Source organism: Paraglaciecola arctica BSs20135, from assembly GCF_000314995.1.
GTDB classification, from domain to species: domain Bacteria; phylum Pseudomonadota; class Gammaproteobacteria; order Enterobacterales; family Alteromonadaceae; genus Paraglaciecola; species Paraglaciecola arctica.
Map to the genome: position 1 here is coordinate 54,243 of NZ_BAEO01000055.1, position 12,186 is coordinate 66,428.

Annotated in this window: 13 protein-coding genes; 8 read left to right on the plus strand and 5 right to left on the minus strand. The window is 39.2% G+C overall.

Annotated elements, in window-relative coordinates; genetic code table 11:
- Positions 1-157 precede the first annotated feature (157 nt).
- Together GARC_RS17315 and GARC_RS17320 are read right to left on the minus strand one after the other, a co-directional pair.
- Entirely contained in the window at positions 158-3,004 is a 2,847-nt protein-coding gene (locus GARC_RS17315) for an EAL domain-containing protein (RefSeq protein ID WP_007622574.1), read from the minus strand.
- A gap of 101 nt (positions 3,005-3,105) precedes the next feature.
- Complete coding sequence (locus GARC_RS17320; protein WP_007622579.1) at positions 3,106-4,557, minus strand: protein adenylyltransferase SelO; 1,452 nt, start codon at positions 4,555-4,557, stop codon at positions 3,106-3,108.
- A 67-nt stretch (positions 4,558-4,624) separates the two neighbouring features.
- Between GARC_RS17320 and GARC_RS17325 the strand changes: the two genes are divergently transcribed.
- From GARC_RS17325 to GARC_RS17335, 3 genes are all read left to right on the plus strand, one after another.
- Entirely contained in the window at positions 4,625-4,951 is a 327-nt protein-coding gene (locus tag GARC_RS17325) for a c-type cytochrome (protein ID WP_007622580.1), read from the plus strand.
- Positions 4,952-5,014: 63 nt separating this feature from the next.
- A complete protein-coding gene (locus GARC_RS17330) occupies positions 5,015-5,596 on the plus strand; it encodes an HD domain-containing protein (protein WP_007622581.1) in 582 nt (193 codons plus the stop codon).
- Between the two features lie 96 nt (positions 5,597-5,692).
- The gene (locus tag GARC_RS17335) at positions 5,693-6,373 is read left to right on the plus strand and encodes a glutathione S-transferase (protein WP_007622582.1); all 681 of its coding nucleotides are present in this window, start codon (positions 5,693-5,695) and stop codon (positions 6,371-6,373) included.
- A gap of 124 nt (positions 6,374-6,497) precedes the next feature.
- Here the strand turns inward: GARC_RS17335 and metJ are convergent, their stop codons facing one another.
- Positions 6,498-6,824, minus strand: a complete 327-nt coding sequence (metJ, locus tag GARC_RS17340; RefSeq protein WP_007622583.1) for a met regulon transcriptional regulator MetJ — start codon at positions 6,822-6,824, stop codon at positions 6,498-6,500.
- 145 nt (positions 6,825-6,969) lie between these two features.
- Between metJ and metF the strand changes: the two genes are divergently transcribed.
- Positions 6,970-7,854: a methylenetetrahydrofolate reductase gene (gene metF, locus GARC_RS17345; protein ID WP_007622593.1), complete on the plus strand. Its 885-nt coding sequence runs from the start codon at positions 6,970-6,972 to the stop codon at positions 7,852-7,854.
- Positions 7,855-7,929: 75 nt separating this feature from the next.
- Positions 7,930-8,802 (plus strand): virulence factor BrkB family protein, encoded by an 873-nt coding sequence (locus GARC_RS17350; protein WP_226989216.1) that lies wholly within the window; start codon positions 7,930-7,932, stop codon positions 8,800-8,802.
- Here the strand turns inward: GARC_RS17350 and GARC_RS17355 are convergent.
- Positions 8,799-9,434, minus strand: coding sequence for a DUF2959 domain-containing protein (locus GARC_RS17355; protein ID WP_007622596.1), 636 nt, complete (start codon positions 9,432-9,434; stop codon positions 8,799-8,801). The genes GARC_RS17350 and GARC_RS17355 overlap by 4 nt on opposite strands.
- Positions 9,435-9,436: 2 nt before the next feature.
- Complete coding sequence (locus tag GARC_RS17360; protein ID WP_007622597.1) at positions 9,437-9,664, minus strand: hypothetical protein; 228 nt, start codon at positions 9,662-9,664, stop codon at positions 9,437-9,439.
- A 95-nt stretch (positions 9,665-9,759) separates the two neighbouring features.
- On the opposite strand from GARC_RS17360, the gene pip reads away from it, so the two are divergent.
- The 3 genes from pip to GARC_RS17375 all read left to right on the plus strand — a co-directional run bounded on the left by pip (position 9,760) and on the right by GARC_RS17375 (position 12,151).
- Positions 9,760-10,728: a prolyl aminopeptidase gene (gene pip / locus GARC_RS17365; RefSeq protein WP_007622598.1), complete on the plus strand. Its 969-nt coding sequence runs from the start codon at positions 9,760-9,762 to the stop codon at positions 10,726-10,728.
- Entirely contained in the window at positions 10,725-11,162 is a 438-nt protein-coding gene (gene dtd / locus GARC_RS17370) for a D-aminoacyl-tRNA deacylase (RefSeq protein ID WP_007622599.1), read from the plus strand. Before pip ends, dtd begins: the two co-directional genes overlap by 4 nt.
- A gap of 86 nt (positions 11,163-11,248) precedes the next feature.
- Positions 11,249-12,151, plus strand: coding sequence for a bifunctional GNAT family N-acetyltransferase/hotdog fold thioesterase (locus tag GARC_RS17375; protein ID WP_007622600.1), 903 nt, complete (start codon positions 11,249-11,251; stop codon positions 12,149-12,151).
- Positions 12,152-12,186 lie beyond the last annotated feature (35 nt).

Genomic DNA, 12,186 nt, shown 5'->3' on the forward strand with positions numbered 1-12,186 from the left:
TAAGCTATTTGCCCATTTACGGGGTACTTGAACATGCAAATTTAAGTACATATCTTATCCGGAAGTATTTGAGTATATGGGAATGATTTAGGCTTTTACAATAGCTGATATACTCAAACCACCTCAAAATGTGTATTTTTAGGTGGTTTGGGTATAATTATCTAAGTTGAATAAAATCAGTCAACGCATGAGGTTTAGCAACACCATATCCTTGGGCAAAATCAACCCCCATTTTACCTAGTTCTACCATTATTTCAGTTGATTCAACAAACTCGGCGACTGTTTCCATTCCCATGGCTTTAGCCACGTCTTTAATGGAATTGACCATGGCCATATCTACAGGATCAACCAATATATCTTTTACAAAACTACCATCTATTTTGACTTGATCAACAGGCAGGTTTTTTAAATAGTTGTAGGAAGAAAATCCACTACCAAAATCATCTAAGGCAAACAAACAGCCTAATTTGTGGAAAGTATTTATAAACTCTAATGTTTCATCCATCTTTAAAATGGCCATGCTTTCAGTGATTTCAAAACACACTTTTTTATAAGGAATTTTATGTTTTTCAAAGGCATTTAAAACAAATAATTTGAGCTCTTTATCGGCTAAAGAGTGGCCACTTAAATTAATACTGACTCGTGTCAGTTCCGCGTTATGTTGGGGATTGTTGTCTAACCAACTAAAGTAATTTTCTATAACCCAGCGATCTATTTTTGCGGTGAGGTTAAAGCGTTCGGCAGAAGGTAAAAAAGCTCCAGGAGCGACAATATTGCCTTCCTGATCTCGCATTCTGAGCAATATTTCATAATGATGTCCTTCAGAACGTTGGCTTAGTGCTTGATAATGTTGGTAATACAATTCAAAACTGTCGTGTTGCAGGGCATGATTGATATGAGTTACCCAAGACATTTCAGACTCATAACGCTGCATATGTTTGTCTTCACTAGAATAAGTATGTACTTGATTACGGCCACGTTCTTTGGCTAAATAACAGGCTGCATCAGCCATGCTTAATAATTGCTCTGGGGAATTGATATTAGGCTGCCAAGGCACTTGTCCAATACTAATGCCTAAGGTGAAGATCCGATTTTCCCAAACAAAACGAAATTCTTGTACTGCATTCAGTAGTTTGTTAGCCAGCAAGTAGGCCATTTGCGCATTATCACCTTCAAGTAATACACCAAACTCATCACCTCCAAGTCTCGCTAAAATACCTTTATCCATCACTACTGCATCTAATTTTTGTGATAGTTGTTTGATTAATAAGTCGCCTGCTTTGTGCCCACAGGTATCGTTCACCACCTTAAACTGGTCTAAGTCCATGTAAAGTAGGGTTAGATCACTATTTTGATTTTGCGCATTAACTAAACCGCTTTGAAGTCGACGTTCAAATTCACGCCTGTTGTAGACTCCTGTGAGTGAATCGTGTGTGGCTAGATACTCCAAACTAATATTTGACTGCTTGCGCTCAGTGACATCTGATATGGAGCCATACAAATACTGTTTATCGTGTTCTCGTTTGATTTGGCCTGAGATTGCAAACCAAAATTCACTACCATCTTTGCGCACGCCTTTTATTTCTTTGCCAATGACTTTATCGCCTTTATGTATTTCTCCCAGCATAATCGCGCGGTCTTGGGGGTTGGCATAAAACTGCGACGCATTTTTTATCTCACGTAACATTTCAGCTTCGTCGGTATAACCAAATAGAGTGCACATAGCAGGATTAACGCTTTTGAGCTGACCGTCCACACTTGAGGTATATAACCCTTCTGCAGAATTTTTAAATAAGTCGTAAAAGTGTTGAAGATCTGTAATGGCTAGTTGTTGTTGTATGTTGCGACGGTAGGTCAACACACGTTCATGAGCTTCAATCGCCAGTGCGATTAGCATAATGCCTAGTATGATTAACACTGCTAACAGCAGAGATATCTTCTGAGTTAATGGGATACCAGATAAGAATAATGTCACCTGACCAAAGCCACTTAATGCAATGCAGGTTAGTCCCAATAAACAAATCAAGTTAGCAATTTTTTTGTCGGGTTTATGATAGAAAAAACCAAGTATAGTGATAAGTGAGCCAGATAAAGCCGCCATCAGCACCGCAAATATTATCTGTTGTCCGCTATCTGTGGAAAAAGCCATGCCCAGAGTAATAAACCCGAAACTATATAAAGCATAGCGCCAAACAGTAGGGACCTCTTCTAATATTGCAAAGATGACTTTTGCCGAAGTTAATAATAATAACCCAAACAATGCACAGCTGAGATTGGATATGTAGGCAGTGATCCCCGTTAATTGACCTAAAACGCCCTTAGTGTTTAAAAACAATAATAAAAAAGTTGCACTGGAAAGTGCAAACCAAAAACGCACTGGGCTGCGCATAAATATATAAGTAATCAAAAAATAGCAGGCCAGCAAAGCAAGGCCACCACTAATAAAACCAATAATTGCTACAAGTAATTGCTCTCTTTCGAGCAATGATGATTGCTTGTCTAGGTCGACAGAAAAGACTAATGGGCCATCGTCGTTAATTCTTAAAAAAACCGTAACCGCTTGTTGTTCTGCACTTATTGGGGTAAGAAATAATCGGTGACTAAATGCACGTTTTGCAAAATCTCGATTGCCACCCATTAGGTAGGAGCCTAAAATTCGACCTTTTTCATCTAGTAAAAAAACATCAACATAATCTAAGTGAGGATTGCCAATAGTCAAAAAGTACTGTTCCTCATTAGGAGCATCAAACACAATGTTGAATTTCCCCCATAGGCTTTTATCTTGGTTTACTTGATTAGGTTTATAGCTAGGTTGCCAATCTTGTAAATTTTGGATGTCAGATAATTGCGTTCGCTTATCAGCGATTAACCAGTCAATTTGGCTTAGTAAGTTTACATGGGAGTTGTGCTTTGATATCACTACTTGCTCTGATGCGATATTATTTGAGTGCCAAAAAGCACTTAAAAAACATAATATTATACCAATTGAATAGTGTGATTTCATGGTTGCTCTGTAAATATGACGGGTAATATACGTTGGCGCATATTGCACTTTATTACTACTATTTTTGCAAAAATATCTGTGCGAACTCAAGAATAATAAACTTAGCTACTACAGGATATTTCCAATTGTTTTCCCCAATCGGGAGGAGGAGCAGAGAATTTTTGGTATTCCTCAATTTCTTCGTATGGTTTTTTCAAAGCAGCAATAAATTGGTGAAACATATCAAAGTTCCCCTCTTCTGCTCGATCAATCACTTGTTGAGTTAAATAATTGCGCAATAATATATGTGGGTTGTGTCGACGCATCTTTGCTTGTCGTAGTGTTTGGCTGATGCCTTGTTCCATTAACGCTAAAGTATAGTGTTTTGCCCATTCATCAAATCTCTCACGATTAATAAACTGATCCCGTAATGATTGATTATCACTAAAGATGTCAAACTGACTTAGCTGTCTGAACGTTGCTGAATAGTCCTTTTTTTCCACCGCTAAAATGTCCAACCATGTATTGATAATATGAGTGTTGGCTTCGCCATTTGATGATCCAGGCAACAGTCCTAATTTGTTATGCATGAGTCTTGAATATTCTTTTAGCAAGGTGGGTTCATAATTACTAAGAGCTTGTTTTATCTGTTCTATTTCTAAGTAAGGAGTAAAGGCTTGCGCTAAAGCGTTTAGGTTCCATAATCCTACTCCCGGCTGACTATCGAAGGAGTATCTACCTTGAGGATCAGAGTGGTTGCAGATAAAAGTGGGTTCAAAATCATCTAAAAATGCATAAGGCCCATAGTCGAAGGTAATGCCATGAATTGACATGTTATCTGTATTCATTACACCATGGTTAAAACCAAAAGCTTGCCATTTTGCAATTAACTTGGCTGTGTCATGCACAATTTTCTCAAGCATTGCTAAGTAAGGAGAGTCGGCCTTGGTGCATTCTTTGAAGTGATACTTAAAACAATAATCAAATAAGTTTTGTAGTTTCTGAGGTTGTTTACTGTGATAAAAGTATTCGAAGTGGCCAAAACGTAAATGACTTTGACAAACACGGATCATCTTAGCCGCTTGTTCTTGTTTTTCACGATATACAGGTTCGTCACTGGTAATCAAACATAAAGCCCGTGAAGTAGGAATACCTAGGTAATGCAAAGCTTCACTGGCTAAATATTCTCTTATGGTGGAGCGTAAAACTGCGCGCCCGTCAGCAAACCTTGAATAAGGAGTGGGTCCTGCTCCTTTGAGATGTAAATCCCATGGTTGATTTTGCTCATCAATAACTTCTGCTAACAATAGCCCACGGCCATCACCTAGTTCAGGATTCCAGTGTCCAAATTGATGCCCGCCATATTTTTGCGCCACAGTACATTTATTCAATACGCCGTTGTCAGCATACAGAGCTTTGAACAAATCGGCCTCAAGTTGCCATTCAAAAGGTAGATTTAATTCTGCTGCAAGATTATGATTAAATACCGCTAATCGTGAATTCACCAATTTAATTGGCTTGACTTCACTACCCAGTGCAGTAAGTTCTTGAGCGAAAGAGTGAACTAACCTCATATAATACGCTTATGTATTAACACTAATTATTTACTCACCCCTTTGGGTTTAAGACTAAGGATAAAACATGAAAAAAATTCATATCAATATATTAAGCATTATTTTTGTTGCAGGTGGACTTATGTCTCAACCCGTACTCGCCGCAGATGTGGCAGCAGGTAAAGCGAAATCTGCGGTTTGTGCAGCCTGTCATGGCAATAACGGTATTTCCATGATCCCTATGTATCCTAACCTAGCTGGACAGAAAGAGCAGTATTTGGTTTTACAGATGAAGGCATTTCGTGATGGAGAGCGCAAAAATATGGTGATGGCACCCATGGCCGCAGGCTTAAGTGATACAGATATTGATAATTTGTCCGCATATTTTGCAAGTTTAGATCCAGCAGGGAAATAAACTGACTGATGTTATGCAATTTACCCTACGACTATCACTGTTTCTTGTTACAAAGAGTAATGAATGACTGAAAATTTTCAAGCCATCACGCGGTTCATTGTTGAAATTGAAAAATTAAAAAATGTCGAGCGTAAGATTAAACCGGTTGGATTATCACGTTATGAAAATAGCGCTGAACATAGTTGGCAAATTGCATTATTGGCGTTAACACTTTTGCCTTACGCAGAACAAAATCCAGATCCACTAACGGTTGTCACTATGTTGTTGTTGCATGACATAGTCGAGATCGATACCGGTGATAAGTTTGCTTATGACGCTAATCATGATGATTATGAAAATGAGTTAGTGTCGGCAAAAAGGATTTTTGCCATTTTGCCTGATGAGCAAGAGCAAGCTTATCTTAAATTGTGGGTTGAATTTGAACACGCACAAACACCAGAAGCACAATTCGCTAAGGCAATTGACAGGTTAATGCCGGTGCTCCAGAACCTCCATAACGGCTGCCAAAGTTGGATTGACCACAATGTTTCAGTTAGCCAGATCCTACATAAAAACGCAGCTATTGGAAAAGCTAATCCGCAATTGTGGCAATGGCTGAAGCAGCAAGTTATAGAAACTGGGGAACGGGTGGGATTGAATCGCTAATAAAAACTACGAATAGATACAGATTTTCAAACAAAAGTGGTCTTAGTAGAAGTCAGTGCGTATAAAGCATTAAAATTTGTTATTAAGGAACGTCAGATGATTATACTCCACCACTTAAATAACTCCCGCTCGCAACGAATTTTGTGGTTGCTAGAAGAGCTTAATCTTGAATACCAAGTTAAACCTTATCAAAGGGATAGTGTTACTAACCTCGCGCCTAATACTCTGACTCTAATCCATCCTTTAGGTAAATCTCCAATCATAACCGATGGAGATATCACTATTGCTGAATCAGGTGCAATAATTGAATACTTAATCGGGACTTATCACAAAGAGAGCGCCGAGGGACAGCTTGTTGACCCGCAGCGTGGTAATGAAGTACATAGGCAATATACCTATTGGCTGCACTTTGCTGAAGGTACTCTGATGCCGCCTTTAGTGGCTAAGTTGGTACTTGATAAGGTAAGAACCAATGCCAAACCATTTTTTGTTAAAATAATTGCTAACAAAATTGTTGATAAATTAATGGCGTCTTATTACGGGCCGATTATTGCCAAAAACATGGATTATATTGAAAGCCATTTAGCCCATAACTCTTGGTTTTCAGGTGAAGAGTTAACAGGGGCTGATATACAAATGAGTTTTCCACTCGAGGCTGCTGTAGCACGAGGTAATACCAAAAACTTCCCAAATATTACCAAGTTCGTTGAAAAAGTTCATGCAAGACCCGCATATCAAGCCGCCTTAGAGAAAGGTGGGAAATACGATTATGTCTAATACCAATGGGTATAAAGTTTTCTGAGAAAGCAATTCTTTATACCAATTGGTATAAGATGTCTGTGAATCCGTAACCTCTAAGGTTTGAAAGAATTCTTCTGCTTCAAGGTTTACTTTTTAGCATTTATTTTTCTTCTTTTTCTTTAGATATACTCATTTCCATCATCAGTTTTCTGGCTTCTTTGGGGATGAGTTGGGTATTGTCTTTTTCTAAATCTTCATCATCAGGTAAAGGTTGGCCAGTAAAAGCATGTAAGAATGCTTCACACAATAATTCAGAATTAGTTGCATGACGCAAATTATTTACCTGACGGCGAGTACGCTCGTCAGTGAGTACTTTTAATACTTTAAGTGGGATCGAGACTGTGACTTTTTTCACCATCTCACTTTTTTTACCGTGTTCTGCGTAGGGATGAATATATTCACCGTTCCATTTTGTCGAATTTGCCATATTTATATTCTTTTGTCTTTCTTATGCATCGAAATTCTAAACATTACGGGCAAAAGGTCAATGATAGACTTCTAAACATCTTGACGGCTTTGCGTACAAAGCTTATTTTAGACGTCTAAACGGCTAAATACTTTTGGAGTTACCCATGGCGTCTTACGCACAAGGGATAGATGCATTAAATCAATCATTATCAGAGGTGCAGGGAATTGATGTATCTTTTGAATTTTTTCCACCTAAGACTGAATCAATGGAACAAACGTTGTGGAAGTCTGTAGAGCGCTTAGCGCCGCTTAAACCGTCTTATATGTCTGTGACTTATGGCGCGAATAGTGGCGAGCGTGACAGAACCCATGATGTGGTGAAGCGTATTCAGGCAGAAACGGGCATTCAAGCCGTACCACATTTGACCTGTGTGGATGCAACCCGAGAAGAACTTATTGAAATTGCCAAGGACTATTGGCAAAGCGGGATCAGGAAAATTGTCGCATTACGTGGTGATTTGCCAGACGGAGTTGAAAAACCCCAGTCTTACGCTTCTGATTTAGTGACGTTGCTAAAAGAGGTGGCGGACTTTGAAATTGCAGTGGCCGCTTATCCTGAAAAACACCCAGAAGCGCCTAACAGCCAATTTGATTTACTTAATTTAAAGCGTAAAGCCGAAGCCGGAGCTACTGAAGCGATCAGTCAGTTTTTTTTCGACGCTGAAGTCTTTTTGCGTTTTAGAGATCGTGCCGCCGCGGCCGGTATTGATTTGGACATAGTGCCGGGTATCTTACCAGTGACTAATTATCAAACCTTACAACGTTTTGCTGGTTTTACTAACGTTCATGTACCCCAATGGTTACATAAGATGTATGACGGCCTAGATAAAGACGACCAAACGACCCGTAATTTGATGGGCGCCAATATTTCCATGGATATGGTTAAAGTATTGGCAAAGGAAGGGGTGAGAAAATTTCATTTTTATACACTTAATCGTAGCGAATTGAGTTATGCAATTTGCCATATGTTAGGTGTTAGAGCAGACTAGTCAAATACGAGCTATTGAGGTTATTTTAAGTTAATGCAGCTTAAATTTACGGGAATTCTAAATTTTCAACAAAACATGACAGTAACAAAACGATTTTTGTTACTGTTTTTTGGCCATTGTAAAAAAGACAAAATAACGGTTTCTGCTGGGCATTTAGCCTATGTCTCATTGTTATCACTGGTCCCTTTCATCATGGTTTTTTTTACCATGCTGTCCGCTTTTCCTGCTTTTGCGGAAGTCAGAGGCGATTTAGAAGAACTCATTTTTAATAGTTTTGTACCTACGGCTGGAGACCAAGTACAAACCTATATGGCTGAGTTTGTTGGTAATGCATCGGGTATGGGCGCTATTGGAATACTTTCTCTGGTTATTGTTGCTTTATTGCTGATATCTAACATTGATAAAACCCTAAACAGTATTTGGCAATCTAAGAGCGAACGACCGCTTATTTTTACCTTTGCAATTTATTGGATGGTTCTGACCTTAGGGCCGCTGTTGATGGGCTCTAGCGTTATAATGAGTTCATACCTAGTGGGATTGGCCAATTATGCCGAGGAGTACACCGCAGGTCTAACCACTACCTTGTTAAAAACCTTACCTTTTATTACCTCAGTATTTGCCTTTTTTATTATTTATATGTTGGTGCCAAATAAAAAGATTTCACCCAAACATGCAGCTTGTGGAGCTTTGGTGGGGGCGGTTTTGTTTGAAGCAAGCAAAAAACTGTTTGCTGTTTATGTAACAAGTTTTCCTTCATATCAGCTTATTTATGGCGCGTTAGCGGTCATACCTATTTTGTTTGTATGGGTATATTTATCTTGGGTCGTGGTGCTGGTGGGTGCAGAAGTCACTCATGTTTTAGAGGTGTTTTTGAACGAAGAATCGGAAGATACATTTACAGAAGATGATGGCGAAGATCATTCGTCATCATCTTCTAATGAATGTTAACTTTTCATGCTAGAAATAAAGCTATTTGATTCAGATATCGCTTTATTCATTTCTAAAATCAATTGATTAATTTCCTTCTTAATTCCATTGAACTCACCTTGTAGTGCACCTACTGCACTAGCGTTTAGGTTGTGCTTTAAATACAGTACGTTATCTCTAAGTGCAGATAAGATGGGAGCCATAGTGCTCTCAGCTTTGCGCATAGTGCGAACTAAGGAAGTATAGCGACTTTGGGTATCTTTTAGTTGCTTTTGACTCTCACGTTTAAGTTTGACGTTAGTATACTTTTCCAGTTCATCTTCCCATTCATCAAATAATGCTTCTGCAACACTCTCTACTTTGTCAATTCGGCTGGTTAATGTGTTGGCAGATTCTTCACTAGCTTCAAACTGGTCTTTGAGCTGCTCATAAACGTCTTGTAATTCACCTCCATTAAAGTTTATTAACTGGCTGAATTCGTCTAGTGCTGAGCTAAATTGTTGTTGTGCATCTTCTTGTGAATCTTTTGCGTCTTCTACCCTATCGACCAAGATATCGCGTTTTTCTACACCAACTTTTTCCCAAGCTGCATAATAGGCACTTTGGCACCCAGCTAAGAAAATTATCAATGATACTAATATTAGTTTTTTCATAATTAACCTTTATAACGGGCGGCATCAATAATGGCCCAGATATGAAAAATAAAGCCAAAAAAAGCCATGAAAAACAAAATTCCCGTGGCTGCTAAAGCATAATTTACACTCACCAACACAAAAAATATGATGGCTGCTAAAATTCTACCTTGTACTAGTTGGCCTAAGCCGGGAATAAAAAAATTGCAAATCGCGGCAATTACATTGCCACCTGAACCTTGACCTGACATATTCTGTCTCCGTTAAAATAAAGTAAATCTTGATACGTTTAAGTAGTAAATTAAAACATTAAAGAACAATTAACAAATGGGATATGTAAATTAATATGACTCAATTTTTCCCCTCGATCCAACCTTTTTCATCTGAAATGTTAGGAACATCTAATGGTCATTCGTTATATCTAGAACAAACCGGCAATCCTAAGGGCATACCAGTACTTTACATCCATGGTGGCCCAGGCGCAGGAATTGGAGAAGATTACCGTAGATTTTTTGACCCTGATAAATATTGGATAATAGGTTTTGACCAAAGAGGATGTGGTAAATCTACACCATTTGGAGAGCTTGAAAATAACAACAGTCATGCTTTAGTCGACGATGTACTTTTGATACAGCAACACCTCGGGATTAACAAGTGGGTGTTATTTGGTGGTTCTTGGGGCTCAACTTTGGCTTTGCTGGTGGCTATTCGTCAACCCGAGAGTGTAATTGGCCTTATCTTACGTGGAATTTTTCTAGCCAGAGAGCAAGATTACACTTGGTATTTAGAAGCGTCAGGTGGCGCTGCACAACTTTTCCCAGAATACTATCAGGACTTCATAGCACCAATTAAAAACAAACCTAAGAATGTCTCGATTGTTGATGCTTATTATCAAATATTCACTAGCAATAACGAAGTGCAAAAAATGGCGGCCATCAAGGCATGGTGTCTGTGGGAAGCTCGGATCAGTCGTTTACATTGTCAGCTTGACGAAGAGCTGTTGGTTGCAGATGTGCATCGAGCTATTAGTTTGGCTTTGTTGGAATGTCATTACATAAAACATGCTTGTTTTATCCCTGAAAACCATATTTTGAATAACATTGGCAAGATACAACATCTACCCGCTACTCTTATTCACGGTCGCTATGACAGTGTATGTAAAATTGAAGCGGCATATTCGTTAAGTCGACAGTGGCAAAATAGTCGACTCAATATCGTGCCTGAATCTGGGCATAGTGCAGTTGAAAAAATGATTACTCAGGCGTTATGTGCGGCCAGCCAGTCTATGGCTAACTTTTGGTTGGGACAACAATGATTGCGCTAATCCAAAGAGTAAAGCAGGCTAAAGTTGAAGTCGCAGGGCAGACCATAAGCGAGATTGGTCAAGGAATTTTGGTGTTGTTAGGGGTAGAAAAAAACGATGATAAAGTTAAGACACAAAAACTCTGTCAGAAAGTCATGAACTACCGTATTTTTTCTGATCAACAAGGAAAAATGAATCTAAATGTGCAACAAGTGGCAGGTGAATTGTTAGTGGTTTCACAGTTTACCTTGGTCGCGGATACGCAAAGTGGTAATCGCCCGAGTTTTTCAAGTGCTGCGCCTGCCCAGTTAGGCGAAGAGTTATACCAATATTTTGTCGAATGTTGTCAAACAAGTGGAGTGCCTTGTCAAACAGGAGAGTTTGCTGCAGATATGCAGGTTTCATTGCTGAATGACGGTCCTGTTACTTTTCAACTACAAGTATAATTTGCCGCTGCCCGTTTTATAGTTTCTAATAGCTTGTTGTGGTTAAGCTTCTTCAGCTAACTAAATACATAGGGAGCCTTGATTAGATGTATAAAATTGATACGCCATCGAGTGAACAAGATTTTACTGAGTATTTTGCATTTCGTTGGAAAATGCTAAGAGAGCCATGGAAATTCCCTGAAGGCTCTGAGAAGGATGAATACGAACAAGTGAGTCAACATCGGATGATGCGTAATCCCGATGGTGATGTGATTGCAGTTGGCCGAGTGCATATGAATTCGGCTGAAGAAGCTCAGGTACGTCATATTGCTGTCGAAAAAGCTTACCAAGGCAAAGGGTTAGCTAAAATGTTAGTGGCCTCCTTAGAGGCGGTAGCCAGAGCAGAAGGTGCAATACGTATTGTGACCAACAGTACTCAGGCATCAATCCCACTGTTTACTAGCATGGGGTTTAAAGCGCAAAAGGGAGCACCCAAAGAACTAGGAGAGCAACAGCGTCAGCAAATGGTGAAAAAGCTCACCGATCCAAGTAGTATTCTGTTGCATCCCAAATGGTGTAAATTATTACAAAGTACTTGGCATGACACCATTCCTATTAGTGAACAAATGGGTATAAAACTGCACCAATATACCGGGCGTACGCTTGAGACGCGGGCATCACTGAATAAAAATATCAATCTGCATGGCACTATGTTCGCCGGCAGTATTTTTTCTCTGGCGACATTGACTGGTTGGGGGATGATATTTTTGCAGCTCAAAGAAAAAGGACTAGATGGTGAAATCGTATTAGGTGATGGCAATATTCATTACCATAAACCTATAACCATGCAGCCTAGAGCGTTATGTAATATTGAGTCTCTGGCTGGCAAGCTTGAACCTTTGGATAAGAACAAAAAATGCCAAATTAAGCTGAATGTCGCTATTTTAGATGGTGATAGTGCTGTCGCTGAATTTTCTGGAGTATTTTGGATATTACCCAAGACTGAATGAGTGAATCATTGAATTTTGGACAATAAAAAAGCGCG

What these genes read in the sequence shown, in the direction of transcription:
- GARC_RS17355 (WP_007622596.1), bottom strand. Translation starts at nt 9,434, where the DNA reads ATGAAAAAACTAATATTAGTATCATTGATAATTTTCTTAGCTGGGTGC.
- metF (WP_007622593.1), top strand. Translation starts at nt 6,970, where the DNA reads ATGGCGTCTTACGCACAAGGGATAGATGCATTAAATCAATCATTATCA.
- GARC_RS17360 (WP_007622597.1), bottom strand. Translation starts at nt 9,664, where the DNA reads ATGTCAGGTCAAGGTTCAGGTGGCAATGTAATTGCCGCGATTTGCAAT.
- GARC_RS17320 (WP_007622579.1), bottom strand. Translation starts at nt 4,557, where the DNA reads ATGAGGTTAGTTCACTCTTTCGCTCAAGAACTTACTGCACTGGGTAGT.
- dtd (WP_007622599.1), top strand. Translation starts at nt 10,725, where the DNA reads ATGATTGCGCTAATCCAAAGAGTAAAGCAGGCTAAAGTTGAAGTCGCA.
- GARC_RS17315 (WP_007622574.1), bottom strand. Translation starts at nt 3,004, where the DNA reads ATGAAATCACACTATTCAATTGGTATAATATTATGTTTTTTAAGTGCT.
- GARC_RS17335 (WP_007622582.1), top strand. Translation starts at nt 5,693, where the DNA reads ATGATTATACTCCACCACTTAAATAACTCCCGCTCGCAACGAATTTTG.
- metJ (WP_007622583.1), bottom strand. Translation starts at nt 6,824, where the DNA reads ATGGCAAATTCGACAAAATGGAACGGTGAATATATTCATCCCTACGCA.
- pip (WP_007622598.1), top strand. Translation starts at nt 9,760, where the DNA reads ATGACTCAATTTTTCCCCTCGATCCAACCTTTTTCATCTGAAATGTTA.
- GARC_RS17375 (WP_007622600.1), top strand. Translation starts at nt 11,249, where the DNA reads ATGTATAAAATTGATACGCCATCGAGTGAACAAGATTTTACTGAGTAT.
- GARC_RS17325 (WP_007622580.1), top strand. Translation starts at nt 4,625, where the DNA reads ATGAAAAAAATTCATATCAATATATTAAGCATTATTTTTGTTGCAGGT.
- GARC_RS17350 (WP_226989216.1), top strand. Translation starts at nt 7,930, where the DNA reads ATGACAGTAACAAAACGATTTTTGTTACTGTTTTTTGGCCATTGTAAA.
- GARC_RS17330 (WP_007622581.1), top strand. Translation starts at nt 5,015, where the DNA reads ATGACTGAAAATTTTCAAGCCATCACGCGGTTCATTGTTGAAATTGAA.